23 protein-coding genes and 1 pseudogene are annotated in these 24699 nt (G+C 72.1%); 7 read left to right on the forward strand and 17 right to left on the reverse strand.

Annotation, left to right across the window (positions count from 1 at the left end; translation table 11 throughout):
- Positions 1–108: 108 nt before the first annotated feature.
- The gene (locus ACWD5O_RS05780; protein ID WP_354963586.1) at positions 109–1023 is read left to right on the forward strand and encodes an SDR family oxidoreductase; all 915 of its coding nucleotides are present in this window, start codon (positions 109–111) and stop codon (positions 1021–1023) included.
- Here ACWD5O_RS05780 and ACWD5O_RS05785 read toward each other — a convergent pair.
- From ACWD5O_RS05785 to ACWD5O_RS05805, 5 genes are read right to left on the reverse strand one after another with little or no spacing between them, the layout of a single operon-like run.
- A complete protein-coding gene (locus tag ACWD5O_RS05785; RefSeq protein ID WP_450084690.1) occupies positions 1014–1982 on the reverse strand; it encodes a helix-turn-helix transcriptional regulator in 969 nt (322 codons plus the stop codon). The two genes, ACWD5O_RS05780 and ACWD5O_RS05785, sit on opposite strands and share 10 nt — an antisense overlap.
- Before the next feature lie 22 nt (positions 1983–2004).
- Complete coding sequence (locus tag ACWD5O_RS05790) at positions 2005–2646, reverse strand: response regulator (protein WP_450084691.1); 642 nt, start codon at positions 2644–2646, stop codon at positions 2005–2007.
- Positions 2643–3911, reverse strand: a complete 1269-nt coding sequence (locus ACWD5O_RS05795; RefSeq protein WP_354963589.1) for a sensor histidine kinase — start codon at positions 3909–3911, stop codon at positions 2643–2645. Before ACWD5O_RS05795 ends, ACWD5O_RS05790 begins: the two co-directional genes overlap by 4 nt.
- Positions 3912–3922: 11 nt before the next feature.
- Positions 3923–4657: an ABC transporter permease gene (locus tag ACWD5O_RS05800; protein ID WP_450084692.1), complete on the reverse strand. Its 735-nt coding sequence runs from the start codon at positions 4655–4657 to the stop codon at positions 3923–3925.
- A gap of 12 nt (positions 4658–4669) precedes the next feature.
- Entirely contained in the window at positions 4670–5578 is a 909-nt protein-coding gene (locus ACWD5O_RS05805) for an ABC transporter ATP-binding protein (protein ID WP_450084693.1), read from the reverse strand.
- A gap of 240 nt (positions 5579–5818) precedes the next feature.
- Here ACWD5O_RS05805 and ACWD5O_RS05810 point away from each other — a divergent pair, with 240 nt between their 5' ends.
- Together ACWD5O_RS05810 and ACWD5O_RS05815 are read left to right on the forward strand one after the other, a co-directional pair.
- The gene (locus ACWD5O_RS05810) at positions 5819–6649 is read left to right on the forward strand and encodes an EI24 domain-containing protein (RefSeq protein WP_450084694.1); all 831 of its coding nucleotides are present in this window, start codon (positions 5819–5821) and stop codon (positions 6647–6649) included.
- A gap of 1 nt (position 6650) precedes the next feature.
- Positions 6651–7175, forward strand: coding sequence for an O-acetyl-ADP-ribose deacetylase (locus ACWD5O_RS05815; protein ID WP_450084695.1), 525 nt, complete (start codon positions 6651–6653; stop codon positions 7173–7175).
- 210 nt (positions 7176–7385) lie between these two features.
- On the opposite strand, the gene ACWD5O_RS05820 is transcribed toward ACWD5O_RS05815, so the two are convergent.
- From ACWD5O_RS05820 to ACWD5O_RS05855, 8 genes and pseudogenes are all read right to left on the reverse strand, one after another.
- On the reverse strand, positions 7386–8282 hold the full coding sequence (locus ACWD5O_RS05820) for a GNAT family N-acetyltransferase (RefSeq protein WP_450084696.1): 897 nt from the start codon (positions 8280–8282) through the stop codon (positions 7386–7388).
- A 1-nt stretch (position 8283) separates the two neighbouring features.
- Positions 8284–8697, reverse strand: a complete 414-nt coding sequence (locus ACWD5O_RS05825) for a RidA family protein (protein WP_450084697.1) — start codon at positions 8695–8697, stop codon at positions 8284–8286.
- A 59-nt stretch (positions 8698–8756) separates the two neighbouring features.
- The gene (locus tag ACWD5O_RS05830; protein WP_450084698.1) at positions 8757–9764 is read right to left on the reverse strand and encodes a LacI family DNA-binding transcriptional regulator; all 1008 of its coding nucleotides are present in this window, start codon (positions 9762–9764) and stop codon (positions 8757–8759) included.
- Between the two features lie 18 nt (positions 9765–9782).
- Positions 9783–11165, reverse strand: coding sequence for a GH1 family beta-glucosidase (locus ACWD5O_RS05835; RefSeq protein WP_450084699.1), 1383 nt, complete (start codon positions 11163–11165; stop codon positions 9783–9785).
- On the reverse strand, positions 11162–11995 hold the full coding sequence (locus ACWD5O_RS05840) for a carbohydrate ABC transporter permease (protein WP_450084700.1): 834 nt from the start codon (positions 11993–11995) through the stop codon (positions 11162–11164). Before ACWD5O_RS05840 ends, ACWD5O_RS05835 begins: the two co-directional genes overlap by 4 nt.
- Positions 11992–12999 carry a carbohydrate ABC transporter permease gene (locus ACWD5O_RS05845; protein WP_450084701.1) on the reverse strand — a complete coding sequence of 336 codons (1008 nt, stop codon included), beginning with the start codon at positions 12997–12999 and terminating at the stop codon, positions 11992–11994. Before ACWD5O_RS05845 ends, ACWD5O_RS05840 begins: the two co-directional genes overlap by 4 nt.
- A 70-nt stretch (positions 13000–13069) precedes the next feature.
- Positions 13070–14377: pseudogene (locus ACWD5O_RS05850) on the reverse strand (ABC transporter substrate-binding protein).
- Between the two features lie 208 nt (positions 14378–14585).
- Positions 14586–15344: a maleylpyruvate isomerase family mycothiol-dependent enzyme gene (locus ACWD5O_RS05855; protein ID WP_450084702.1), complete on the reverse strand. Its 759-nt coding sequence runs from the start codon at positions 15342–15344 to the stop codon at positions 14586–14588.
- 69 nt (positions 15345–15413) lie between these two features.
- Here ACWD5O_RS05855 and ACWD5O_RS05860 point away from each other — a divergent pair, with 69 nt between their 5' ends.
- Positions 15414–16496 (forward strand): UDP-N-acetylmuramate dehydrogenase, encoded by a 1083-nt coding sequence (locus ACWD5O_RS05860; RefSeq protein WP_450084703.1) that lies wholly within the window; start codon positions 15414–15416, stop codon positions 16494–16496.
- Between the two features lie 18 nt (positions 16497–16514).
- Here the strand turns inward: ACWD5O_RS05860 and ACWD5O_RS05865 are convergent, their stop codons facing one another.
- Positions 16515–17315 (reverse strand): class I SAM-dependent methyltransferase, encoded by an 801-nt coding sequence (locus ACWD5O_RS05865; protein ID WP_450084704.1) that lies wholly within the window; start codon positions 17313–17315, stop codon positions 16515–16517.
- A 55-nt stretch (positions 17316–17370) separates the two neighbouring features.
- The gene (locus ACWD5O_RS05870) at positions 17371–18150 is read right to left on the reverse strand and encodes an SDR family oxidoreductase (RefSeq protein WP_450084705.1); all 780 of its coding nucleotides are present in this window, start codon (positions 18148–18150) and stop codon (positions 17371–17373) included.
- Positions 18151–18366: 216 nt separating this feature from the next.
- Here ACWD5O_RS05870 and mshA point away from each other — a divergent pair, with 216 nt between their 5' ends.
- From mshA to ACWD5O_RS05885, 3 genes are all read left to right on the forward strand, one after another.
- Positions 18367–19731 (forward strand): D-inositol-3-phosphate glycosyltransferase, encoded by a 1365-nt coding sequence (gene mshA / locus ACWD5O_RS05875; protein ID WP_450084706.1) that lies wholly within the window; start codon positions 18367–18369, stop codon positions 19729–19731.
- A gap of 55 nt (positions 19732–19786) precedes the next feature.
- Entirely contained in the window at positions 19787–20296 is a 510-nt protein-coding gene (locus ACWD5O_RS05880; RefSeq protein ID WP_450084707.1) for a YbjN domain-containing protein, read from the forward strand.
- A 360-nt stretch (positions 20297–20656) separates the two neighbouring features.
- Entirely contained in the window at positions 20657–21595 is a 939-nt protein-coding gene (locus ACWD5O_RS05885; RefSeq protein WP_450084754.1) for a hypothetical protein, read from the forward strand.
- Positions 21596–21985: 390 nt separating this feature from the next.
- On the opposite strand, the gene ACWD5O_RS05890 is transcribed toward ACWD5O_RS05885, so the two are convergent.
- Entirely contained in the window at positions 21986–23269 is a 1284-nt protein-coding gene (locus ACWD5O_RS05890; protein ID WP_450084708.1) for an MFS transporter, read from the reverse strand.
- A gap of 118 nt (positions 23270–23387) precedes the next feature.
- Entirely contained in the window at positions 23388–24668 is a 1281-nt protein-coding gene (locus ACWD5O_RS05895) for an MDR family MFS transporter (protein WP_450084709.1), read from the reverse strand.
- Positions 24669–24699 lie beyond the last annotated feature (31 nt).

Below are 24699 nucleotides of genomic sequence, written 5' to 3' on the forward strand. Positions count from 1 at the left end.
CTGGGGGCGACGCCCAGCCGGGTGGTGTGCGGGTACTCACTCGCCGCCTGACAGCCGGTCCGGAAATTCAGACGGCGGCTGTCAGGTATTGCTGACAGCCTCACAGACATGACGCAACCGCTGACAGGAAAGATCGCGCTCGTCGCCGGCGCAACCCGGGGTGCCGGGCGGCAGATCGCCGTCCAGCTCGGCGCCGCCGGGGCCACCGTGTACGCCACCGGCCGGAGCAGCCGCGCCGGCCGCTCCGAGATGGACCGGCCGGAGACCATCGAGGAGACCGCCGAGCTGGTCACCGCCGCCGGGGGCGTCGGCATTCCGGTCCGGGTCGACCACCTCGTGCCGGATCAGGTGCGCGACCTGGTCGCCCGGATCGACGCCGAACAGGGCCGCCTCGACGTGCTGGTCAACGACATCTGGGGCGGCGACCCGCTGGTCACCTGGGAGAAGCCGGTCTGGGAGCAGCCACTGGACGCCGGTTTCCGCACCCTGCGGCTGGCCATCGACACGCACATCATCACCAGCCACTTCGCGCTGCCGCTGCTGATCCGCAGGCCCGGCGGCCTGCTGGTGGAGATCGGCGACGGCACCAAGGCCTACAACGACGACAACTACCGACTGTCGGTCTTCTACGACCTGGCCAAGGTCTCGGTCAACCGGCTCGCCTTCAGCCAGGCGCACGAGCTGAAGCCGCACGGCGGCACCGCCGTCGCGCTCACCCCCGGCTGGCTCCGCTCTGAGGCCATGTTGGAGCACTTCGGCGTGACCGAGGAGAACTGGCGCGACGGGGCGGCCACCGACCCGCACTTCCTCATCTCGGAGACGCCGGTCTTCGTCGGACGCGCGGTGGCCGCGCTCGCCGCAGACGAGGAGAAGGCCCGCTGGAACGGCATGTCCGTCGACGCCGGCACGCTGGCCAAGGTGTACGGGTTCACCGATCTCGACGGCAGCCAGCCGGAAGCCATCCGGTACATCGTCGAGGTGGTCGAAACCGGTAAGCCGGCCGACGTCACCGGCTACCGGTAGAGCGCGCGGAGCCGGTCGGCCGCCCCGGCGAACAGCTCCCGCAGCTCGGGTGGATCGAGAATCTCCACCTCGGGGCCGAGCCCGAGAAGCTGGTGGTACGCCACCTCGACGGATTCGACCGGCAGCCGCGCCGTCACCCAGCCCTGGCCGTCGGGTTGGGTGGCGGCGGCGACCACCTCGTCGTACACGAAGGGGGCGTCGACGAGGTGTCGGAGCTGGCGCAGGCCGGCGGGGCTGAACCGGACGCCGACCGCGGCCCGCAGCATGGTCCGCAGGAACGACCCGGCCTGCTCGCGCCAGTAACCGGCCAGGTCGAAGGCCTCGTCCCGGTCGAAGCTCTCCTCGCTCACCTCAACCCCGGTCACCCGGTCCACCCGGTAGGTGCGGGTGTCGTCGCCGACCCGTCCCACCAGGTACCAGACCCCGTTCTTGAGCACCAGCCCGTACGGCCACACCCGGCGCGTCACCTCCTGGTCACCGCGCCGGTAGCGCAGCCGCACCACCCGGTCCCGCCAGACCGCCCGGGCCAGCTCGGCCAGCCACGGCGGCGGCCCGGTCTCCCGGAACCAGCCCGGCACGTCCAGGTGGAACCGCTGTCCGGCGCGGGCCGGGGCGTCCCGCAGGGCCGGCGGCAGCGCGGCGAGCACCTTCAGCTCGGCGGCGGCGACCGCGTCGGCGAGCCCCATGTCACCGGCCGGCCCGGGCAGGCCGGCGAGGAAGAGCGCCTCCGCCTCGTCCCGGGTCAGCCCGGTCAACCGGGTGCGGTAACCGCCGAGCAGACGGTAGCCACCGGCGCGACCCCGGTCGGCGTAGACCGGCACCCCGGCGGCGGAAAGCGCCAAAACATCCCGGTAGACGGTCCGCTCGGAGACCTCCAGCTCCCGCGCCAGCTCGCCCGCGGTCATCGACCCGCGAGCCTGCAACAGCAACAGCAGCGAGATCAGTCGGGAGGCGCGCACCCGCCCATCCTGCCCGGCCCGCTCACCGCCCGTTCGGGGTGAGCAGCCCCCGGTCGTACGCGGTGGCCACCGCCGCGGCCCGGTCGTTGACCCCGAGCTTGGCGTACACGTGCAGCAGGTGCGTCTTGACGGTGGCCTCGCTGATGAACAGCCGGGCCGCCGCCTCCCGGTTGGAGGCGCCCCGGGCCACCAGGGTGAGCACCTCCAGTTCGCGTTGGCTGAGCGGCTCCTCGGCCGGCGCGCGCAGCCGACCCATCAGCCGGCCGGCGACGCTCGGCGCGAGCACCGACTCGCCCCGGGCGGCGGCCCGTACCGCCCGGACCAGGTCGTCGCGGGGCGCGTCCTTCAGCAGGTAGCCGGTCGCTCCGGCCTCGATGGCCGGGAGCACGTCCGCGTCCGTGTCGTACGTGGTGAGCACCAGCACCCGGGCGGTACTGCCGGAGCGGGCCAACCGTCCGATGGCGGTCACCCCGTCCATCCCGGGCATCCGCAGGTCCATCAGCACCACGTCCGGGTGCAGCGCCGCGACCAGCGCCAACGCCTCGGCCCCGTCGGCGGCCTCGCCCACCACGTCGAACCTCGGGTCGCCGGTGAACATCCCCCGCAGCCCGTCCCGCACCACCGGATGGTCGTCGACGATCAGCACCCGGACCGGCCCGCTCATCCGGCGCTCCCGGCGAGCGCGGGCACGGAGGCCGAGACGGCGGTGCCGACGCCCGGCTCGCTCTCGACGGCCAGTTCGCCGCCGACCCGGGCGACCCGCTGCCGCATGACGGTCAGCCCGTACCCGCCGTCGGGTCGGCCCAGGTCGGTCAGGTCGTCAACCGCGAAGCCCACCCCGTCGTCCCGGACGTCGAGGGTGACGACGTCCCCCATGTACGACAGGGTGAGCCCGACCCGGGTCGCCCTGGCGTGCCGGCCCACGTTGGCCAGTGCCTCCTGGCCGGTCCGCAACAGGGTCACCTCGACCTCCGGGTGCAGCGGGCGGGCGTCGCCGGTGACGTTGACCTCGGCGCGGATCTCGTTGATCGTCGACCAGCGCTCGGTCAGCTCCGCCAGCGCTTCCGGCAGCCGCGTACCCTCCAGGGCCTCGGGGCGGACGGCCCGTACCGAGCGACGCGCCTCGGTGAGGCTCTCCCGGGCCAGGGTGATGGCCCCCGACACGTGCCGCTGCCAGTCGGCGTGCCGGTCCCGGGCCACCCCGGCGGCCTCCAGCTGGGTGATGATGCCGGTGAGACCCTGCGCCAGGGTGTCGTGGATCTCCCGAGCCATCCGCTGCCGCTCGTCGGTCACCCCGGCCTCCCGGGCCTGGGTGAGCAGTTGGGCGTGCAGCCCGTCGTTCTCCCGCATCGTCTCGGCCAGCCGGCGGTTCGTCTCGGCCAGCTCCTCGACCAGCTGCTTGCGGTAGGCGTGCTGCCGGTCGTTGACGGTGCTGAACCAGGTCACGGCGCCGGCCAGACCCAGATTGAACAACACCAGCACGCCCCAGAGCAGCCAGTGCGACAGCACGGACGGCAGGCCCCCGCTCTGCGCGGTGGCCACCAGGACGGCCGACACGGCAACCCCGGCGAACCGCCAGTTGCCGGGCAGCGCGAACGCGTGCAGGAAGCCGCTCCACGCGAGGAAGCCGTACCACGGACTGTCGAGCACCAGGATGGCGCTGAACGTGAGGAGACCGAGGTAGTAGACCACCATCAGCACCCGCTGTGTCGCCCACCCGGGGTGCAGGGTGACGAACCAGGCTACCCAGGCCGCCGTCGCGGCGGCGACGAACAGGTGGGGGACGAACGAGTGGCCCCCGGGCGCGGGCGCGGCGGTGGTGAGCAGCGTTCCGACGGCCAGCCCGAGGTACGGCGCCAACCGGTGCAGGCCCGCTTCCCGGGCCTCCCAGGCGGACAGGCGGTCGACCTGCTCGACGGTGCTGGCCATCGGACCCCCGCTCATTCCCAGCGGAACAGTTTCGCCGCCACCACACCCGCGAGCAGGGCGACCGCCGCCATTATCCCGAGGTGCAACGGGTGTGGCGACGTCCCGGTCCAGGCATCGAGCAGCGCCTGCACCCCGGGCGGCGTGTAGTCGCCGATCCGGACCAGGAAGTCCGGCAGGAGGAACCGGGGAAGGTAGACGCCGCCGAAGAACATGGTCAGCATGAACACGGGCACCGCCATGGCCTGCGCTGCCTTGGCCGTGCGGGCCACCGCCGCCACCAGCAGACCCAGCGCGAGCAGCGCCGCCGTGCCGAGGACGAGGGCCAGCGCGAAGCCGAGCGGGCGTTGCGGCAGCGGCACGTCGAAGGCCAGCCGACCGACCACGATGAGCAGCACGGCGCTGACCAGGATGGTGGCGAGCGAGATGACCAGTTGGGCGGCCAGCAGCGCGGTCGGGCTGGCCGGAGTGGTGGCCAGCCGGCGCAGCACCCCACGCTCCCGGTAGGTGGCCAGCACCGTGGGCAGGATGTTCACCGCCGACATGGCGAGCGTGATCACCAGCAGCGACGGGACGAAGTACTCGATGAAGGACCGGTCACCGAACGCCGGATCCGGTTCGCGTAGGGCCGGAATCAGACCGAACACCACGAGCAGCGCGAGCGGCAACGCGACGGTCGTCAGCGGCGAGCCGAAGTCCCGCAGGAAGAGCCGTGTCTCGATCTTGAGGATCTGCCCGAAGGCGTGCATGTCGGTTCTCCCTCAGGCGTCGGGCCGGTGCCCGGTCAGCTCGACGAACGCGTCGTCGAGGGTGGACTGCTCCAGCCGCAGGTCGGCGGCGATGATCTGGTTGCGGGCGAGCACCGAGGTGACCGCGTGCAGCACGTCACCGGTGCCGGTGACCACCAGTTGAGCGCCGGTGCGGTGCACCGCGCTCACCTCGGGCAGGTCGGTGAGGAGCCGGTCGTCGACCGGGCTGGACGGGCGGAACCGGATGCGCTGCTCCGGGACCACCGCCGACACCAGACCCGCCGGGCTGTCCAGTGCGACGACCCTGCCCCGGTCGATCACGGCGATCCGGTCACAGAGCCGCTCGGCCTCCTCCATGAAGTGGGTGACCAGCACGATCGTCACGCCACTGTCCCGGATCTGCTCGATGAGGGCCCAGGTGTCCCGCCGGGACTGCGGGTCCAGCCCGGTGGTCAGCTCGTCCAGGATTGCGATCTGCGGGTTGCCGACCAGCGCCAGCGCGATCGACAGCCGCTGCTTCTGGCCGCCGGAGAGCTTCTTGTACGCGGTGTTCCGCTTCTCGGCCAGACCCAGCCTGTCGATCAGTTGCGCCGGGTCGGCCGGGTCGCGGTAGAACGAGGCGTACAGTTCCAGCGCCTCGGCGACCCGCAGTTGGTCCGGCAGTTGGCTCTCCTGGAGCTGCACGCCAACCCGCTGGCGGAGTTGGGCCGCGTCCCGGCGGGGGTCGAGCCCGAGGACCGACACCCCGCCCCCGTCCGGGACGCGAAGCCCGGCGACACACTCCACCGTGGTGGTCTTCCCTGCGCCGTTCGGACCGAGTACGCCGAAGATCTCCCCGGCCTCGACCGTGAACGACACGTCGGCAACGGCGACGACATCGCCGTACCGCTTGTGCAGGTTGGTCACCTCAATGACCGGCATCGTGCCGCCTTCCGCCGTCGTACCCGTACCTCTTCAGCGTGGCGGCAGCGGCCCGGCGGCGAATCGACCGGCCGTTGGTGATCTTTGTGGCAGCGGCTGACCCCGGCGATCCACCAACCGGTTGATGTGCAAGGAAGGGCACCTTGTTAACGCCTCGTGTAGAGCTGGGGCCCCCTATTAACGCGCCGCGTCAACGCGCCGCCCGGCGGGGGTCGGCACTGATCGCTAGGCTGCTCGGTCGTGGACGCCAGCAGAATCGCCAGCCCGGTGACCGGGGCCGTCGGACGCTTCTTCACCGGGGCGGGGCTGCTCCTGCGGGGGCTGGGTCTCTACGTCCGCAGCCCCGGTCTGATGCTGCTCGGCATCGTGCCGGCACTGATCTCCGGTGTGCTCTTCGTGGCCGCGTTCGCCACCCTCGTGTACTTCGTGGACGACATCGCCGCCCTGGTCACTCCGTTCGCCGACGACTGGTCGACCACCGCCCGGAACCTGGTCCGGGTGATCGCCGGGCTGGCCGTCCTGGGCCTCGGCGGCCTGCTCGCGGTGGTCAGCTTCACCGCGGTCACCCTGGTCATCGGCGACCCGTTCTACGAGAAGATCTCCGAGCGGGTGGAGGAGCGGTACGGCGGCACCCCGGGTGCGGTGGAGGTGCCCTTCTGGTCGTCGCTGCGTCGCAGCCTCGCCGATTCGGTACGCCTGGTGGCCCTCGCGGCGCTGGTCGGTATCCCGCTCTTCGTGGCCGGCTTCATCCCGGTGGTGGGGCAGACCGTGGTGCCGGTGATCGGGGCGGCGGTGGGCGGATGGTTCCTCGCCCTGGAGCTGGTCGGGGCGCCCTTCTACCGGCGCGGCATGCGGTTGCCGGACCGTCGGTCGGTGCTGAAGGCGGACCGGCCCATGGCGCTCGGCTTCGGCGTGGCGGTCTTCGTCTGCTTCCTGATCCCGCTCGGCGCGGTACTGGTCATGCCGGCCGCGGTTGCCGGCGCCGCGCTACTGGCCCGCCGCTCGCTCGGCCAGTCGATCGACGAACGGGCGTCCACGCCGCCGGCAGGCCACCCCATCGAGGAGAGCTGACATGGAGATCACCCTGATCGAGGGAGACATCACCGCCCAGCGGGTGGACGCGATCGTGAACGCCGCGAACTCGTCCCTGCTCGGCGGCGGTGGGGTCGATGGCGCCATCCACCGGCGTGGCGGGCCGGCCATCCTGACCGAGTGCCGGGCACTGCGGGCATCGCGATACCCGGACGGCCTGCCCACGGGACAGGCGGTGGCGACCACGGCAGGGGAGCTGCCGGCCCGCTGGGTCATCCATACCGTCGGGCCGGTCTGGTCGACCACCGAGGACCGCTCGTCGCTACTGCGTGACTGCTACGCCAACAGCCTGCGGGTGGCCGACGAGCTGGGCGCGACCACCGTGGCGTTCCCGCTGATTTCCGCCGGCATCTACGGCTGGCCGATTGAGGACGCCGTCGGCCAGGCGCTGTCGGTGCTGCGCCCGGCCGCGCCGGTGAACGTCACCGAGGCCCGCCTGGTCCTCTTCGGCGCCGACACGCACGCAACCGCCCGCCAGGTCTTCGACGCCGGCCCTCCGGCATAGCGAAAGCCCCCGGAGACGCCGGGGGCTTTCGGGATGTAGCGGTCAGAAGGTGGTCTTCACCTGGTCAACGAACCCCTGCCACGCCTGGGGGTCGAACCGCTCCTCGACGAGGCGTTCGCTGACGCGGTGCAGCTCGGCCTCACCCCCGACCCGGCGGCGTACGTCGAACGGTTCCTCGTCTGGGTCCGTCCCCGCGTCGACTGACGCTGATCAGGTCAGCTCGGCCAGGCAGGACCACTGGGACGCGACCGGCCGGTAGCCGAGCTTGGCGTTGATCGCCAGCATCGGCGCGTTGGCCTCGTCGTTCGAGGTGTAGGCGACGCGGACGCCGCCCGCGGCGGCCCGGTGCAGCGCCGCCTTCTTGACCAGCCGGGCCAGCCCCCGACCCCGGTACGCCGGCACGGTGCCGGTGTAGTCCGACCACATCCGGTCCCCGTCCCGCTTCACGAGGCTGAACGCGGCCACCTTCCCGTCGACCTCGACGGCGGTGCTGGCCGTCTTGTCCAGGCCGAGGTTCTCCCAGACGTCGTACTGCCAGCTCTGGAAACTGATCGCGTCGATCGGCACGTCGCTGGGCTCGTCGACCGACGAGGCGGCGTTGGCCTCGTACAGCAGGTGCGGGTCCAGCTCGGCGATCGGGCGCAGTCGTACGCCCGGCGGCGGCTCGGGTAGCGGGGGCGCCGGATCCAGGTCGAGCGCGGAGTAGCGCAGCTCGCGGCTGGGTTCGAAGCCGTGCCGCCGGGCGAACGGCAACGCGTCCGGCTGCGCCCAGGTGCGTATCCGGCGGACCCCCAGCGGGGTGAGGTGCTCGGTCGCGGCCGTCAGCAGCGCGGTGCCGATGCCGCGTCGCCGGTGCTCCGGGCGGACGTGCAGCAGTGCGATGTCACCGATGTCCGGCGTCGACGTCCAGCCGGGGCGTTGGGCTGACACCCAGCCGACCACCTGGGCGTCCACCTCGGCCACGAAGGCGGTCCAGCCCGCCTCGGGTGGCGGTTGGGCGATCATTTTCCGGGTCGACTCCACCCCGCGCACCAGGTACGGGTAGACCATCGCCCGCAGCGCCACCACGGCGGGGGCGTCGTCCGGCTGCGCCACACGGATCCGCATGTCAGTCCGCCATCCGTACGGCGGCGACGGCCTCGACCTCGACGAGCTGGTCGATGTAGCCGAGCACGGCCACCCCGAGCAGGGTGCTGGGCGGGTCGTGGTCGCCGAAGGAGTCCCGGACCACCTCCCAGACCTTCACGAGATCGGCCTGCTCGGACGACGCCACGTACACCGTGGTCTTGACCACGTCGGTCAGCCGGGCGCCGGCGGCCCCGAGTGCGGTCTCCAGGTTCGCCATCACCTGCCGGGCCTGCGCGGCGTGGTCGCCGGGCGCGACGGTCCGCCCCTCCGCGTCGAGCGGGCACGCGCCAGCGGTGAACACCAGCCGGGCGGGCGGTTCGACGGTGGAGGCGTACGCGTACTCGGCAACGTCGGAGAGATCGGGGACGTGCAGCAATGCGACAGGATCCGGCATGCCCGCGAGGCTAACGACGACGGAACACCGGGGCGACGGATTAATGACCGGCGAGACGCTCAGGCGGAGGCGCGCCGGATCAGCTCGGTGGGGAGCATGACCGCCGGTTCGATGGTCTCGCCGGCGGCCATCCGGAGCAGCTGCCGGGTCATCCGCCGGCCGATCTCCACGATCGGCTGCCGGACGGTCGTCAGCGGCGGCTCGATGTACGCGGCGGTCTCGATGTCGTCGAAGCCGACCACCGCGACGTCCTCCGGCACCCGCCGGCCTGCCTCGCGTAGCGTCCGCAGGGCGGCGTGCGCCATCAGGTCCGAGGCGGCGAAGACCGCGTCCAGGTCGGGGTGCTCGGTGAGCAGCCGGTGCATCGCCGCCGCCCCGGATTCCCGGGTGAAGTCCCCGATCGCGACCAGCTCGGGCAGCCCCGCGTCGGCGACCGTGCTGCGGTAACCGCTGAGCCGTTCGATCCCGGCCACCATGTCCTGTGGTCCGGCGATGGTGGCGATCCGCCGGCGACCGCTGTCGATCAGGTGCCGGACGGCCGCGGTGACCCCGCCGACGTGGTCGACGTCGACGTACGGCACGGGCACGTCGCCGAGCGGGCGACCGCTGCACACCACCGGGATGCCGAGCCGGGCGAGCGTGCCGGGCAGTGGGTCGGCGCCGTGCAGCGAGGCGAAGAGCACCCCGTCGACGTGCCGTCCGGTGGTGAACCGCTCGACCCGGTGGTGCCCCGCCGGTGAGCCGGCCAGCATCAGCACCAGCTGCTTGTCGGCCGACTCCAGCTCCTGGCTGACCCCGCGGATGATGCCGGGGAAGACCTGGTCGTCGGAGAAGACCCGGGTGGCCGCCTCCGGCATGACCAGGGCGATCGAGTCGGTGCGTTGGGTGACCAGGCTGCGGGCGGCCAGGTTGGGCACGTACCCCAGCTCGGCGACCGCCCGGTTGACCGCCTCCCGGATGGGCTGGGCGACGGTGGTGGAGCCGTTGACCACGCGCGAGACGGTGGCCCGGGACACCCCGGCCCGCGCCGCCACCGCCTCGAGCGTCGGCCGTTGCGCCGTCGTCATCGCGACTTCCCCCGCTCGTCACAGCCCGTTCCGGGAGATCACCTCCTGGTACCACCGGGCGCTGGCCTTCGGTGTGCGCCGCTGGGTCAGGTAGTCGACGTGCACGATCCCGAACCGCTTGCGGTAGCCCTCCGCCCACTCGAAGTTGTCCAGGAACGACCATACGAGATAGCCGCGCAGGTCCACGCCCCGGGAGATCGCCTCGTGTGCGGCCCGCAGGTGTCCGTCGAGGTAGGCGATCCGGTCGGTGTCGATCACCTGCCCCGGCCCGTCGGGCGAGTCGGCGCCCGGCTTGTCGGGGAACGCGGCGCCGTTCTCGGTGATCAGCAGCGGCACACCGGGGTAGTCGGTGGCGATCCGCTCCAGCAGCCGGGTCAGTCCGGCCGGTTCGATCATCCAACCCATGGCGGTGAGCGGCCCGGCGGCTGGCAGGAACTGCACGGCGCCCTCGGTGCCCGGGTACGCACCGCCGCCGCCGGCTCCGTCGGGTCGACCGGCGACGTAGCTGGGCTGGTAGTAGTTGATTCCGAGCAGGTCGATCGGGGCCGCGATCAGCTTCTCGTCGCCGTCCCGGATGAACGTGGGCTCGACGATGCGCGCCACGTGCTCCCGCACGTCGTCCGGGTAGCCGCCGGCCAGCAACGGGTCGAGGAAGATCCGGTTGTGCAGGCCGTCGACCAGGCGGACCGCGGCGGCGTCGGCCGCGCTCTGCGGGTCGGCCGGCCGTACGTCGGCGGGGTTGAGGGTGATGCCCACGCTGCGTGCGCCGGCCGCGCGCAGCGCCTGCGCCGCCACGCCGTGCCCGAGCAGCAGATGGTGTACGGCGGTGAAGGCCGCCGCCGGGTCCTGCTCGCCCGGGGCGTGCACCCCGTTGCCGTAGCCGAGGTACGCCGAACACCAGGGCTCGTTGAGCGTGGTCCAGACGTCCACCCGGTCGCCGAGGCGGGCGTACACGGCCGTGGCGTACGTGGCGAAGTGCTCGGCGGTGTCCCGGTTGGTCCAGCCGCCCCGGTCGCCCAGCGTCTGCGGCAGGTCCCAGTGGTAGAGGGTGACGATCGGGTCGATCCCCTGGGCGAGCAGCTCGTCGGTGAGCCGGTCGTAGAAGTCCAGCCCGCGCGGGTTGGCCGGGCCCGTGCCGTCCGGTTGGATCCGGGGCCAGGCGACCGAGAACCGGTACGCCCGCAGCCCCAGCTCCGCCATCAGCGCCACGTCGTCGGCGTACCGGTGGTAGTGGTCGCAGGCGACGTCGCCGGTGTGGCCCTGGTACACCTTGCCCGGTGTCCGGCTGAAGGTGTCCCAGATGGACGGACCGCGTCCGTCGTCGTGGGCCGCGCCCTCGATCTGGTAGGCGGCGGTGGCCGCCCCCCAGAGGAAGTGCTCAGGAAACCGGAGTTCGTTCACGCCTTGACCGCACCTTCCATGATCCCGCCGATGATCTGCCGGCCAAACAGCACGAAGACCAGCAGCAGGGGCAGCGTCGCGATGGCCGTCCCGGTGAACACCTGCGACATGTCCTGGTAGTACCCGTCCGACAGCGCCCGCAGGGAGAGCTGCACGGTCGGGTTCGCCGGGTCGTTCAGCACAGCGTACGGCCACAGGAAGTCGTTCCAGGTGGTCATGAACTTGAGCAGGCCGAGCACGGCGGCGGCCGGGCGCAGCGCGGGCAGCACCACGTGCCAGAAGATCCGGGCGGTGCCGCAGCCGTCCATCCGGGCGGCCTCGATCAGCTCGTCGCTGACCGCCTGGCCCGCGTACTGCCGCATCATGAACACCCCGAACCCGGTGACCAGCGCCGGCACGATCACCGCCGGCAGCCGGTCGTTCCAGTGCAGCCGGGTCATCAGCATGTACAGCGGGATCACACCGAGCTGCGTCGGCACCATCATGGTCGCGATGACCACGAGCAGCAGCGCGTTGCGGCCGCGGAACCGCAGTTTCGCGAAGGCGAAGCCGGCCAGGCTGGCGAAGAACACCACGGAGACGGTCACCGTGCCGGCCACGATCGTAGAGTTGATCAGGCCGGTCAGGAAGTACGCGTCGGTGTTGTCGAACAGTCGGGAGATGTTGGCACCGAGGTTGCCGCCGGGGGTGATCGGCGGCGGCAGCTGACCCATCGCGTCGCTGGTCCGGCTGGCCACCACGAACATCCACCAGATCGGGAAGATCGACATCCCGGCGGCGGCCACCAGGGCCAGGTAGGTGAGCGGGCTGGCCCGCCAGAGCCGGCTCATCGGGCCGCCCCCTTCCCGCCGGCCGGCTTCCTGGCGTCCGGTCCGCCGCCCAGCCGGCGCAGGACCAGCACGTTGACCGCCGCCACGATGGCGATGAGCGCGAACAGCAGCCAGGCCACCGCCGAGCCGTACCCGAAGTTGTAGTGCGGCGCGAAGGCGTTCTCGAACATGTACATGGTCACTGTCTGTGATTCGCGGAGCGGTCCGCCCCGGATCGGATTGGTGCCGGAGTGGAACAGCCGGGGCTCGGTGAAGAGCTGCAACCCGCCGATGGTGGCGATGATGACGCAGAAGATGAGCGTCGGTTTGAGCAGCGGCACGGTGATCGACCAGAACTGCCGGACCCGGTTGGCGCCGTCGATCGCCGCCGCCTCGTACAGGTCGCGGGGGATGGCCTGCATCGCGGCCAGGAGGATCAGCGCGTTGTAGCCGGTCCACCGCCAGTCGACCATGGCGGAGATGGCCACCCAGGAGGCGACCCGGTCGGATTTCCACGCCACCGCGTCCAGCCCGACCAGGTCGAGCAGCCAGTTGACCATGCCGAACTCGCGGCCGAAGAGCACCCCGAACACGATCGCCACGGCGGCCGTGGAGGTCACGTTCGGGACGAGCACCGCCATCCGCCAGCCGATGCGGCCCCGCAGCCCCCGGTTGAGCAGGTTGGCCAGCCAGAGTGCGGCGAGCAGCTGCGGGACGGTGGAGATGACGAAGATGCCCAGCGTGTTGACCACCGAGTGCCAGAAGTCGACGTCGGCCAGCAGCCGGGTGTAGTTCTCCGCGCCGACGAACGGGTGGTCGGTGCCCAGCAGGTCCCAGTCGTGCAGCGAGACCCAGAACGTGTACACCAGCGGGTAGACCCCGAAGACCGCGAAGAGCAGGAAGAACGGGGCGATGTAGAGGTACGGCGAGAACTTGGTGTCAAGCCGGCTGAGCCGCCCCGACGATCGCCGATGGTCGCCGGGCGCCGGTGCGACCGGCGAACGGGCGTCAAGCTGGACGGTCATGCCCGGGAACTCCTTTCCGCCGTGCGGGCGGGACTCCGGTTGTCGGAGCCCGCCCGCACGCTGATTCGGGCTACTTGGCGGCGGCCTTCTTCGCGTTGGTCACCGCGTCGGTCCAGCCCTGCTCGGGGTTCCGCTGGCCCAGCTCCACCGTCCGTACGGCGTTCTCCACCTCGGTGCGGACGGCCTGGTTCTTGGGGCCCATGTAGACCGGCTTCAGGCTCTTCGCGCCGATGCCGAAGATCGTGCCGACCGGCGCACCGGAGAAGTACGCGTTGGTCGCTCCGGTGATCGCCACATCGTCGAGTGCCTGCGGCGAGGAGGGCAGCGGGCCCTTGGCCTTGAACGCGCCGATCTGGCCCTTGGCGCTGGTCAGGAACTTGGCCAGCTCGATCGCCTCGGCCCGGTGCTTGCTCTGCTTGGGTACGGCGAGGTGCGACCCACCCCAGTTGCCGCCGTTGCCGGGCACCTTGGCGATGTCCCACTTGCCCTTGGCGGCCGGCCCGGCGTTGCCCTCGATCACCCCGGTCATCCAGGAGGGGCAGGCGATGGTGGCGAACTTCGACTGCTTGAAGGCGGACACCCATTCCTCGGACCAGGAGCCGTACTTTCCGGAGAGGCCCGAGTCGATCATGTCCATGGTGGTGTCATAGGCCTGCCGTACCGCCGGGTTGCTGTCGACGACCAGGTTGCCGCTGGTGTCGTAGTAGCTGTAGCCGTTCGTGTTGCCGGCGGTCTGCAGCAGGATCGTGTTGAAGGTGTTGGTCGCCGCGTCGAGGAAGGACGCCCCGGTCTTGGCCGCGACGAACCGTTCGCCGGTGGCGATGTAGTCCTGCCAGGTGGGCCAGAGCTGGGAGACCGCGTCCCGTTCGGTGGGCAGGCCGGCCTTGGCGAAGAGGTCCTTGCGGTAGCAGATGGCGATGCCGCCGACGTCGGTGCCGAGGCCGATCAGCTGCTTGCCGTCGGCGGTCAGCCCGGCGTTCCACTTCCATTCGAGGAAGTTGCCCTTGAGGTCGGCGGCGCCGTGGTCCAGCAGGTTGACGAAGTTGCCCGGGTTGGCCTTGTACTCGATCATCAGGCCTTCCTCGATGGCCACCACGTCGCCGGCGCCTCGGCCGGCGGCGAGCCACTGGGTGAGCTTCGGTGAGTACTCGTCGAGGTTGGTGCCGGTGCCGCGCTCGACGATCTTCACGTCGGGGTGCGCGGCCATGTACTCCTGGTAGAGCTGCTCGTAGCCGAACTGGCCGAAGACGTCGACGGTCAGCGTGACCGGCCCGTCCCCGTCCGCCTCGTCGCCGCCGCCTTAGCCGGCGGTGACGAGCAGGGCGGTGGCGGCGGCGAGGGCCACCGCGGCGAGGCGGCGGCGCGGGAAGACAGCCATGGGATTCGGACCTCTCTCAAGGTGGTCGGGTGGTGGCGGATGGCCAAGAGAGCGCTCTCACGACAGGTGGTGAGCCGTCCGTCCGCTGTCAAGAGAGCGCTCTCTCATCGATGCCCGTCCGTGACGTGCACGCCCACACGACCGAGAGCGCCACCCCCCCGTGGGGTGACGCCCTCCTCGTGTCGTCCCGGGCCGGCCCGGGCGGCGGTCAGCGGGTGCGCAGCCCGTCGAGCAGGCTGCGGTCGCCGCTGACGTCCAGCGTCTCGAAGTTGATCCGGCCCCAGAGCGCCAGCAGCAGGTCGCTCGCGCTGCCGCTGACCTGCGCCCGGGCGTGGTGATCGTCGTGGTCGAAGATGGTCGCGGTGTCGAGCAGCGCCACCCCCTCCCCGCGCAGCCGCAGATACCACTCCTGGGCGGCGTCGGTCGCGGAGAGCTGCACCACGCCGTGCCACTCGCCCGGATCCCGCCGCCGGCCCGCGGGCAGCCAGGTGTCCAGCACCTCGCTCACCCCGTCGGCGGCGAGCTTCGCCTCCACCGGCTCACCGGCGGCGATGGCGAGCTGGGCGTCCCAGCGGTGCACCGCCGTCTCGTGCGCCATCCGGCGCGGCCAGAAACCGGCCTTCTTCGGCTGCGGGGCCCAGTTCCACGCCGGAGCCTCCGCGTCGAGCCCGTCGAAGAGGGTCATCAGCTGGTCGTACCCCTGCTGCCAGAGTTGGAGGGGACTCCGGCCCGGGTCCGCCACGAGTGGCTCCCGGCGGGGCGGCGCGGTGGACAGGCCGGAGCCGACAAACGAGGAAACCCAGTGGTAGATGCCGGCGAGGTGCAGAGTGAGATCGTTGACCGTCCAGCCCGGACAGGACAGCACCGGCGTCTCCGGCGGCGCTTCGGCCACCGCCGAGGCGAAGGCGGGGCCCTCCGTCCGGAGCGCTCCGATCCAGAAATCCTTGCTGCCCTGTAATTTGCTCATCGCCATCCTCCCGGGGGTGCCGGGCCACCACTGGGTGCCACGGCTGCCCCTCAGCCTAAGGTGAAAGACGTGTCAGACGCCTACGCCCAGCCGACAACCGAAGCCGATCGTGCCAGCACTGGTCCACTGGCCGGCTACACCACGCTGCGGATGGGTGGGCCGGCCCGGCGGATCATGGCGGCGGGCAGTGCCGACGAGATCGTCCGGGCCATTCGGGCCACGGACGACCCGCTCCTGATCCTGGCCGGCGGCAGCAACGTGGTGATCGGCGACGCCGGTTTCCCCGGCACCGTCGTCCTGGTGCGCTCCCGCGGCCTGCGGATCATCGCCGAGGACGCTGATTCGGTCACCGTACGGGTCGAGGCCGGCGAGCCGTGGGACGACCTCGTCGCGGCGACCGTGGCCAACGGCTGGGCAGGGCTGGAGTGCCTCTCCGGCATTCCCGGCTCGACCGGTGCCACCCCGATCCAGAACGTCGGCGCGTACGGCCAGGAGGTCGCCGAGACCATCACCGGGGTCGAGGTGTACGACCGGGCCGAGGACAACCGCCAGTTCGTCCCCGCCGCCGACTGCGGCTTCGCATACCGGGGCAGCATCTTCAAGTACCGGGACCGGATGGTGGTGCTCTCCGTCGACTTCCGGCTCGCCCGGTCCCCGCTCTCCGGCCCGGTGCGCTACGCCGAACTGGCCCGGGCGCTCGGTGTCGAGGTGGGCGAGCGGGTGCCGGTGGCCGATGCCCGAGCGGCGGTGCTGCGGCTGCGCGCCGGCAAGGGCATGGTGCTCGACGCCACCGACCCGGACACCCGCTCGGTCGGCTCGTTCTTCACCAACCCGGTGCTCGACCGGGCGACGTACGAGCTGCTCCGGGAGCGCGCCGCCGAGCTGGGCGAGCCGCCGGCCTGGCCCGGCCACGACGACACGATCAAGGTGAGCGCGGCCTGGCTGATCGACAAGGCCGGCTTCACCAAGGGCCACCCCGGCCCGGACGGCGTGGCGATCTCCGGCAAGCACACGCTGGCCCTCACCAACCGCAGCGGGGCAGCCAGCACGTCTGACCTGCTCACCCTGGCCGCCGACATCCGGGACACCGTGCACACCCGCTTCGGCGTGACCCTGCACCCCGAACCCGTCCTCATCAACTGCGCCCTCTGACCCCCCGGCCCGGCCCCGTCAGGTGCTGGGAGCGACGCTGGGCCAGGGGAGGGTCAGTTCGCCCTGCCGCCAGCGGTGGGGGCGGTTCAGGACGGGCCAGCCGGCTTCTTTCAGGTGGGTCACGGCGCGTAGCCAGCGTTGGCGGGGGCCGAAGGTGGCGTACGGGGCGGCGGCCTGCCAGGCGCCCTCCAGCGCCCGGATCAGGTCGTGCACCGGCTCGCCGGGGACGTTGCGGTGGATCAGCGCCTTGGGCAGCCGCTCGGCCAGCTCGGCGGGGCTGCCCAGCGTGGTGAGTTTCGCGGCCAGGGTCAGCGTCCGGGGGCCGTCGGCGTCGATCAGCAGCCAGCCGGCGAGCCGGCCCAGCTCGTCGCAGGTGCCCTCGACGAGCACCCCTCCGGGGGCCAGAGCGGCGGTCATCGTCCGCCACGCGTCCGACACCTCGTGCTCGTCGTACTGGCGCAGCACGTTGAACGCGCGGACCAGCACCGGCCGGAGCCCGGCCAGCTCGAATCCGCCCCGGGCGAAGGTCAGCCCGGGTGGGTCGGCGTCCGGCGTCGCGGCCGCCACCCGGGCCGGGTCGATCTCCAGCCCGACCAGCCGTACGTCCCGGCGGACCCCGGCGGCCAGTCGGGCCCGCAGCTCCACCGCGGTCACCGGGGTGGCGCCGTAGCCGAGATCGACCACCAGGGGATCGGCCGCCGCCCGTAGCCGGTCGGCGCAGGTGGAGACGATCCAGTTGTCCACCCGGCGGAGTCGGTTCGGATTCGTCGTCCCCCGGGTGACCACGCCGAGCGGCCGCCGCCGCGCCGCCCCGCTCACTCCCGGCGCTTCACTGCGGCCCTCGGCTCGCGACTGCGGGGCTCGCAAAATCGGCTCACTCCTCGCGCTTCACTGCGACCCGGTGCACCTTGTGCTGGGCGGCCTGCGCGCGCGGCCGGACCACCAGCCGGTCCACGTTGACGTGCTCGGGGCGGGTGGCGCACCAGGCGACGCAGTCCGCCACGTCCTCGGCGACCAGTGGATCGGGCACACCGGCGTAGACGGCGGCCGCCCGGTCCGCGTCGCCGTCGAAGCGGACCAGCCCGAACTCGTCGGTCTTCACCATGCCCGGGTCGATCTCGATCACCCGCAGCGGTCGCCCGCACAGCTCCAGCCGGAGCGTGCCGGCGATGGCGGTCTGCGCGTGCTTCGCGGCGGCGTAGCCGCCCCCGCCCTCGTACACGGTCAGGCCGGCGGTGGAGGAGACCACCACGATCGTGCCCGCCCCGGACGCCTCCAGCGCCGGCAGCAGCGCCTGGGTCACCCGCAGCGTGCCGAGCACGTTCACGTCGTACATCCACTGCCAGTCGTCGATCGAACCGGACTCCACCGGGTCCAGCCCGCGCGCGCCGCCGGCGTTGTTGACCAGCAGGGTGACCGGCCCCGGTGCCCGCGCGGCGGCCTCGGCCAGCCCGGCCACCGACTCGTCCGAGGTGACGTCGCAGGTCACCGCGGTGGCCTGCCCGCCGGCGGCGGCGATCTCGGCGATCAGGTCGGCGAGCCGGTCGGTGCGGCGGGCGGCGGCGAGCACGTGGAAACCCTCGGCGGCGAGCCGGCGGGCGGTGGCCGCGCCGATCCCGCTGGAGGCTCCGGTCACGATGGCGACAGAGGTCATCCCGTCATTGTCACCCCGGCCCTCCAGCCCGGTCCGGGCGGGCGTGACGGCTGTCGGCAGCGGGCATGGAGGGTGAGCGGTGATGAGGTCCGTCACGCCGGGGGGCCGCGCCGACGAATTTCCGTAGGCCGATGGGGAAGATGAGATCCGGCGTACGGGTTGACCGAGAAGCGCCGGTCGTGCGAGGCGGCATTAACCGTTACAAGAGGAGCGGACGTGGCGGAACTGCACACCGGCGTCGGGCGTCAGCGAGGTGCCCAACCGTGGCCTCGGCCCCGCCGCATCGCGACCCTGTCGGTGCACACATCCCCGCTGCACCAGCCCGGCACGGGCGACGCCGGGGGAATGAACGTCTACATCCTGGAGGTCGCCCGGCGGCTCGCCGAGGCCAACGTCGAGGTGGAGATCTTCACCCGCGCCACCTCCGGCGACCTGCCCCCGGTGGTCGAGATGGCCCCCGGCGTGCAGGTCCGGCACATCACCTCCGGCCCGCTGGAGGGGCTGACCAAGGAGGAGCTGCCCGGTCAGCTCTGCGCCTTCACGGCCGGGGTGCTGCGCGCCGAGGCGTCCCGCCCGCCCGGCCACTACGACCTGATCCACTCCCACTACTGGCTCTCCGGCCAGGTCGGCTGGCTGGCCAAGGAGCGCTGGGGGGTGCCGCTGGTGCACACCGCGCACACCCTGGCCAAGGTCAAGAACGCCCAGCTCGCGGCCGGTGACCGGCCGGAGCCCAAGGCCCGGGTGATTGGCGAGGAGCAGGTGGTCGCCGAGGCCGACCGGCTGGTCGCCAACACCCGGGTGGAGGCCCGCGACCTCGTCGAGCGGTACGACGCGGACCCCAACCAGGTCGCCGTCGTGCAGCCGGGCGTCGACCTGGACCGGTTCCGGCCCGCGCCGGGCGACCGGTCCGCGGTCGCCCGGGCCGCCCGCCAACGGCTCGGACTTCCGGTCGACGGGTACCTCGTGACCTTCGTCGGTCGGATCCAGCCGCTCAAGGCACCCGACGTGCTGATCCGCGCGGTCGCCGCGCTGCGGGAGCGCGATCCGGCGTTGGCCGACCAGGTGACGGTCGCGATCTGCGGCGGGCCCAGCGGCAGCGGGCTGGACCGGCCGACCGCGCTCATCGAGCTGGCCGCCGCGCTCGGGGTCACCGACCGGGTGCGCTTCCTGCCGCCGCAGACCGGGGACGACCTGCCGGCCTTGTACCGGGCGGCCGACCTGGTCGCGGTGCCGTCGCACAACGAATCCTTCGGGCTGGTCGCCCTGGAGGCGCAGGCCTCCGGTACGCCGGTGCTGGCCGCCGCCGTCGGCGGGCTGGTCACCGCCGTACGAGATCAGGTGAGCGGGGTGCTGATCGACGGGCACGACCCGGTGGACTGGGCCCTCGCGCTGGCTCGCCTGCTGCCGGACCAGGCCCTGCGGGCGGCGCTGGCCCGAGGCGCCGCGCAGCACGCCCGGCACTTCTCCTGGGACCGCACGGTCGCCGGCCTGCTCGCCGTCTACGGCGAGGCGACCGCCGCGCACCGCGCCCGCCTCGTCGCCGACCTCGCCGGCAACCCCGCGCTCTCCTGCTCCTGGTGACCGGGCGCTGGTCGCCGCCCGGTGCTCCGGCCGGGCCGGTCGTAGAGTGGGTCCGGTGAGCCCACAGAGCGATCTTGCGACCCTGATCGAGTCCGTCTGTGCCGAGCGCGAGCTGGCCTGCGAGTCGACCGGGCCGGGCTCGTACGCGGTGACCCTGCCGGGCACCCACAAGCTCAAGACGGTCTGCAACCTGATCGTCGGCGAGCACGCGCTGCGGATCGAGGCGTTCGTGATGCGCCAGCCGGACGAGCGGCGTGAGGAGCTGTGGGCCTGGCTGTTGCAGCGCAACGCCCGGATGTACGGGGTGTCCTTCTCCACTGACGCGGTCGGCGACGTGTACCTGACCGGGCGGGTCAACCCGGCCGGAGTCGACGCCGACGAGCTGGACCGGCTCCTCGGTGCGGTGCTCACGTACGCCGACGAGTCCTTCGACACCATGCTGGAAATCGGCTTCGGCAGCTCCATCCGCCGGGAGTACGAGTGGCGGGTCAAGCGCGGCGAGTCGACCGCCAACCTGGCCGCCTTCGCGCACCTCTTCGAGCCCTCCGGCTCCGACCCGGCCTGACCGCCCGTCGCACCCCGGCTCGACCCCAGCGCCCGGAGGCGGGTTGCCGGCTGGTGGTTCGGAGCGGTCCTGACGGGTATGCCGCACCGCGCGGTGCGGCAAGGGACCCCCGCGCGCCGAGGACGGAGTGTCGAGGAGCGTGAGCGTCCCATGGCTCAGCGGAACAGCTCAGGTCGCGGCGGGACTGCGACCAGGACGAAACGACAGACCGGCAACCAGACGCCGAACACTCCCGGAATCTCCGAGTCGGAGATCTCCGGGATGCGGGTGGACGACATCCGCGGGCAACTGCGCAAACGCGGGGTCTCCGGGATCTCCGCACTGCGCAAGCCCGACCTGGTGAAACAGTTGGTGCGCTCGCTGCGCGCCGAGAGCAGTGGCGCGGGCCGGCGCAGCACCGGTCCGGCCGGCCGGGCCGCCGGCACCCGGGCGTCGGCGGGTCGTGCCGCCGCGACGAAGAAGTCGGCGGCGCGGGCGGCGCCGAGCCGCGCGAAGGCCGCGCCGGCGAACAAGAGCGCCCCCGCGAAGCGGGCCGCGGCCAAGAAGACGACGGCCGCGAAGAAAACGACGGCGGCCGCCAAGAAGGCGACGGCCGCGAAGAGAACGACGGCGGCCGCCAAGAAGACGACGGCCGCGAAGAGAACGACGGCGGCCGCCAAGAAGACGACGGCCGCGAAGAGGACGACGGCGCCGGCGAAGAAGACGACCGCGGCGAAGTCGACGACCGCCCGCAAGACGGCGGCCGCCCGCAAGACGACGGCCGCGCGTAAGGCGACGACGGCCCGGAAGGCGACGACGGCCGGGACCGCCCCCGCGCGGAAGGCTCCGGCCAAGAAGGCCCCGGCGCGGCCGTCGGCGGCGAAGCGGGCGGCGCCCGCCAAGCGTGCTGCGACGGCCCGGCCGGCCGGCGGCGGTACGGCGGCTGGCGGGATCCGGACCGGTCGGGGCACCGGACGGTCGGTTCGCAGCTCGCAGGTGATCTCGTCGATCGCGGACCGGCCGGAGCGCCCGGGACGGAGCCTGATCACCGCGAACCACGAGGTGATCCAGCGCTGGGCACGCGAGCGCGGGGCGAAGCCGGCGACCATCGCCGGCACCGAGCGGGAGGGCCGGGCGGGGGTTCTGACCTTCAACATCCCCGGTTACCGGGAGAGCAGCCGGATCCGTGAGATCACCTGGGATGCCTGGTTCCACACCTTCGACCTGCGTCGGCTGAACCTGATCTACCAGGAGCAGATGCGGGACGGCCGGCAGAGCAACTTCTTCCGGACCGAATCACCCGATCGGGAGGACGGTTGAGGTGTTTGCGGGAATGCGCGAGGGGTATGCGGCTGTTGCCACAGACCGAGGCCCGAACTGCGGATACTCGCCGGTTGTGACCGGCAAGACAGTGGTCTGGGTTGAATCCAGAATCCGGGCGAACTAACTTTATTGCACCGCGCCACGCTTGGAAACGTTCGGGGGAGCGGCGGATCGATCAGATCCGCGCACCAGGCGAGGCGCGAGGGGACGGGTGGATCAACCGTTGGGGGACGGTGCCCACCTGTTTGGACCGGCGGCGCGAGCGGGCGACGCTTACGGGGGTGAGTGTTGCCCGCCGCCGCCGGCCCCGCCGGCGGGCGCCCACCACGACCTTTGGTCGTGGTGGGCGCTTTGCGTGTGTCGTACCCCGTGGCGGGTTCGGCCCGATCAGGCGGCCGGCACGCGGTCCCCGGGCGGTGTCGGCTCCCGGTCGGCGGCCCGGCGTAGCGCGGCGACGTGCCGCTCCCGGGACGGCCCGGCCAGCAGATGCCCGAACGCGGCCAGGAGGCCGAGCCCACCCACGATCAGCCAGTGCCGGTCGCCGAGGTACTGGAGGCTCACCCCGCCGAGCGTGGGTGCGACGAACGCCGCGGCGGGGAACGTCAGGTAGAAGACCGACTGGTACCGCGCGCGCAGTTGCGGCGGTGCCAGATCCGCGTTGATCTGCGCGTTGGGCGGGGCGGCGAGCATCGAGCCGACCGTCCAGACGACCGCGGCGCCCAGGTAGACGGCCAGCTCGTCGGCGACCGCGAGTACGCCGAAGCCGACCGCGAGCAGGGCGGTCGAGGCCGCCAGCACGACGTCCTTGCGGTGCCGGTCGATCAGCCGGGGTACGAACAGTTGCCCGAGCACGATCAGCGCGCCGCCGAGCGCCACGACCAGCCCGTACGCCGAGGGGCCCAGGCCGTCCGCGCGCATGGCCAGCGGCATGATCGTCTGGGTCTGCAGGGTGAGCACGGCCAGCACGAACGTGAGCCCGACGAAGACCAGGAAGGTCCGGTCGGTGAGCGCGGTGTGCAGACCCGGTCCCCGGGACCGGACGGAGCGCTCCGCAGGCGGTGCGGTCGGCGTCGTCGCACTGGGCCGCAGGGTTTCCGGCACCTTCCAGCCGATCACGGCGGCGGCGGTGAGGGTGGCGGCCGCGTCGACCAGGAACAGCGCGGTGAAGCTCGCCTCGGCCAGCACCCCGGCGAGCACCGAGGCGACCGCCATGCCCAGGTTGAACGCCCAGAACTGGAGGTTGAATGCGCGTGAGCGGCGCTGCGCGGGCACCACGTCCACGATCGCCGCGACGAAGGCCGGGCTCGGCATGGAGTGCACCACGCCGACCAGTGCCGAGAGCACCGCGATCAACAGCAGGGGTCGACTGAAGGCCAGCGCCACCATCAGGACGGCGGTGACCAGGTGCGCGGCGAGCAGGGTGGACCGACGGCCCCACCGGTCGGCCAGCACCCCGCCGAGCAGCACGCCGGCCGCCCCGCCGGCCCCGTACGCGCCGACCACCGTGCCGGCCAGCGCCTCGCTGGCCCCTCGCGCGTCGGTGAGGTACAGCGACAGAAAGAGCATGGCGAACGCGCCCGCTCGGTTGATGAGCAGGCCGGCCCAGAGGTACCAGAAGGTGGCGGGAAGCCCACCCGCGGTGTCGTGCCACCAGTGCCGCAGGGCGTGCACTCGACCTCCCGACAGTTCGGTTTCCTAACTGTTTCCTCTGAACGGTAGGAAATCGACCCGGGTCCCGCTACCCGATTACCTGATCATGGGCTCTTCGTCACAGCGATCGGTCCGCCGGTCAGACGGTCGCCGCCTCAGCGGGTTGCGCCGCGGGCGGCGGGGTGGCGCTGATCGGTGCCAGCGCCTCGCCGGTGCGGCGCAGGGTGGCGGCGCGTCGCTCCCGGGCCGGGCCGGACACCAGGTGTGCCACCGCGGTCACGACGCCGATCGCGGCACAGGCGAGCCAGAGCGTGGCGTTGGCGGCATGCTCGCGCACCAGGCCGCCGAGGATCGGCGCACAGGCACCGGCGATCTGCCACGAGAGGGAGAACACGCCCTGGTAGCGCCCGCGCAGCTCGGCCGGGGAGAGCTCGGCGATCAGGGTGGAGTTGGACGGCGAGTTCAGCATCTCGCCGACCGTCCAGATCAGCACGGTCAGCCCGTAGAGCCAGACGGTGCCGGCGAACGCGGTCAGCCCGAACCCGGCACCCATCACCACGGCGGCCAGCGCGAGCACGTGCGAGCGGCTCCGGCCCCGGATCAGTCGGGGCACGAAGAGCTGGCCGATCACGATCAGGACGCCGTTGAGCGCGATCACCGAGCCGTAGGTGGCGGGGCTGAGGCCGTCGTCGCTCATGGCGATCGGCAGCATCGAGATGTGCTGGAGGAACACCAGGGCGGCCAACAGGTTCAGCGCCACGAAGCCGAGGTAGACCCGGTCGCTGAGGATCGTCCGCAGGGCGCCGCGCGGGGCCTTCGCCGCGGTGGCCGCACGGCCGCTCTGCCGGGTCTCCGGCACCCGGGTGAAGATGATCAGCGCGGTGATCAGCATGGTGGCCGCGTCGACCACGAAGAGCAGCAGGTAGTCGGCCTGCGCCGCGAGGCCGGCGAGGACGGCGGCGCAGGCGAAGCCCAGGTTGATCGCCCAGTAGTTGAGCGAGAAGGCGCGCAACCGGTCCTTCGCCGGCACCACATCGATCATCATGGCCCCGAACGCGGGCCGGGCCGCCTCGGCGAACAAGCCGAGCAGCAGCGCGCCCAACGCCACGGCCCAGAGGTCCTTGGCCAGCCCGAGGCCGAGCATCATCGCGGCCGCGCCCACGTGCGCGGTGAGCAACGTCGGTCGCCGGCCCCACCGGTCGGCCAGGGTGCCGCCAGCGGTGGTGCCGACCGCGCCGCCGACGCCCCACAGCCCGAGCACCAGGCCCGCCTGGGAGGCGGAGAAACCGCGCTCCTGGGTGAGGTAGATGGCGAGGAAGACGAGGACGAACGAGCCGAGCCGATTGATCAGCGTGCCGGTCCACAGGTACCAGAAAGTGGTTGGCAGGCCGCCGGTGGTATCCCGGAACCAGCTCCGCATCGTCCGCACGTGGTGCCCCCGCTTGCAAGTA

The organism is Micromonospora sp. NPDC005161 (assembly GCF_053599855.1).

What these genes read in the sequence shown, in the direction of transcription:
- ACWD5O_RS05780 (WP_354963586.1), top strand. Translation starts at nt 109, where the DNA reads ATGACGCAACCGCTGACAGGAAAGATCGCGCTCGTCGCCGGCGCAACC.
- ACWD5O_RS05790 (WP_450084691.1), bottom strand. Translation starts at nt 2,646, where the DNA reads ATGAGCGGGCCGGTCCGGGTGCTGATCGTCGACGACCATCCGGTGGTG.
- ACWD5O_RS05795 (WP_354963589.1), bottom strand. Translation starts at nt 3,911, where the DNA reads ATGGCCAGCACCGTCGAGCAGGTCGACCGCCTGTCCGCCTGGGAGGCC.
- ACWD5O_RS05800 (WP_450084692.1), bottom strand. Translation starts at nt 4,657, where the DNA reads ATGCACGCCTTCGGGCAGATCCTCAAGATCGAGACACGGCTCTTCCTG.
- ACWD5O_RS05805 (WP_450084693.1), bottom strand. Translation starts at nt 5,578, where the DNA reads ATGCCGGTCATTGAGGTGACCAACCTGCACAAGCGGTACGGCGATGTC.
- ACWD5O_RS05815 (WP_450084695.1), top strand. Translation starts at nt 6,651, where the DNA reads ATGGAGATCACCCTGATCGAGGGAGACATCACCGCCCAGCGGGTGGAC.
- ACWD5O_RS05820 (WP_450084696.1), bottom strand. Translation starts at nt 8,282, where the DNA reads ATGCGGATCCGTGTGGCGCAGCCGGACGACGCCCCCGCCGTGGTGGCG.
- ACWD5O_RS05825 (WP_450084697.1), bottom strand. Translation starts at nt 8,697, where the DNA reads ATGCCGGATCCTGTCGCATTGCTGCACGTCCCCGATCTCTCCGACGTT.
- ACWD5O_RS05830 (WP_450084698.1), bottom strand. Translation starts at nt 9,764, where the DNA reads ATGACGACGGCGCAACGGCCGACGCTCGAGGCGGTGGCGGCGCGGGCC.
- ACWD5O_RS05840 (WP_450084700.1), bottom strand. Translation starts at nt 11,995, where the DNA reads ATGAGCCGGCTCTGGCGGGCCAGCCCGCTCACCTACCTGGCCCTGGTG.
- ACWD5O_RS05845 (WP_450084701.1), bottom strand. Translation starts at nt 12,999, where the DNA reads ATGACCGTCCAGCTTGACGCCCGTTCGCCGGTCGCACCGGCGCCCGGC.
- ACWD5O_RS05855 (WP_450084702.1), bottom strand. Translation starts at nt 15,344, where the DNA reads ATGAGCAAATTACAGGGCAGCAAGGATTTCTGGATCGGAGCGCTCCGG.
- ACWD5O_RS05870 (WP_450084705.1), bottom strand. Translation starts at nt 18,150, where the DNA reads ATGACCTCTGTCGCCATCGTGACCGGAGCCTCCAGCGGGATCGGCGCG.
- ACWD5O_RS05895 (WP_450084709.1), bottom strand. Translation starts at nt 24,668, where the DNA reads ATGCGGAGCTGGTTCCGGGATACCACCGGCGGCCTGCCAACCACTTTC.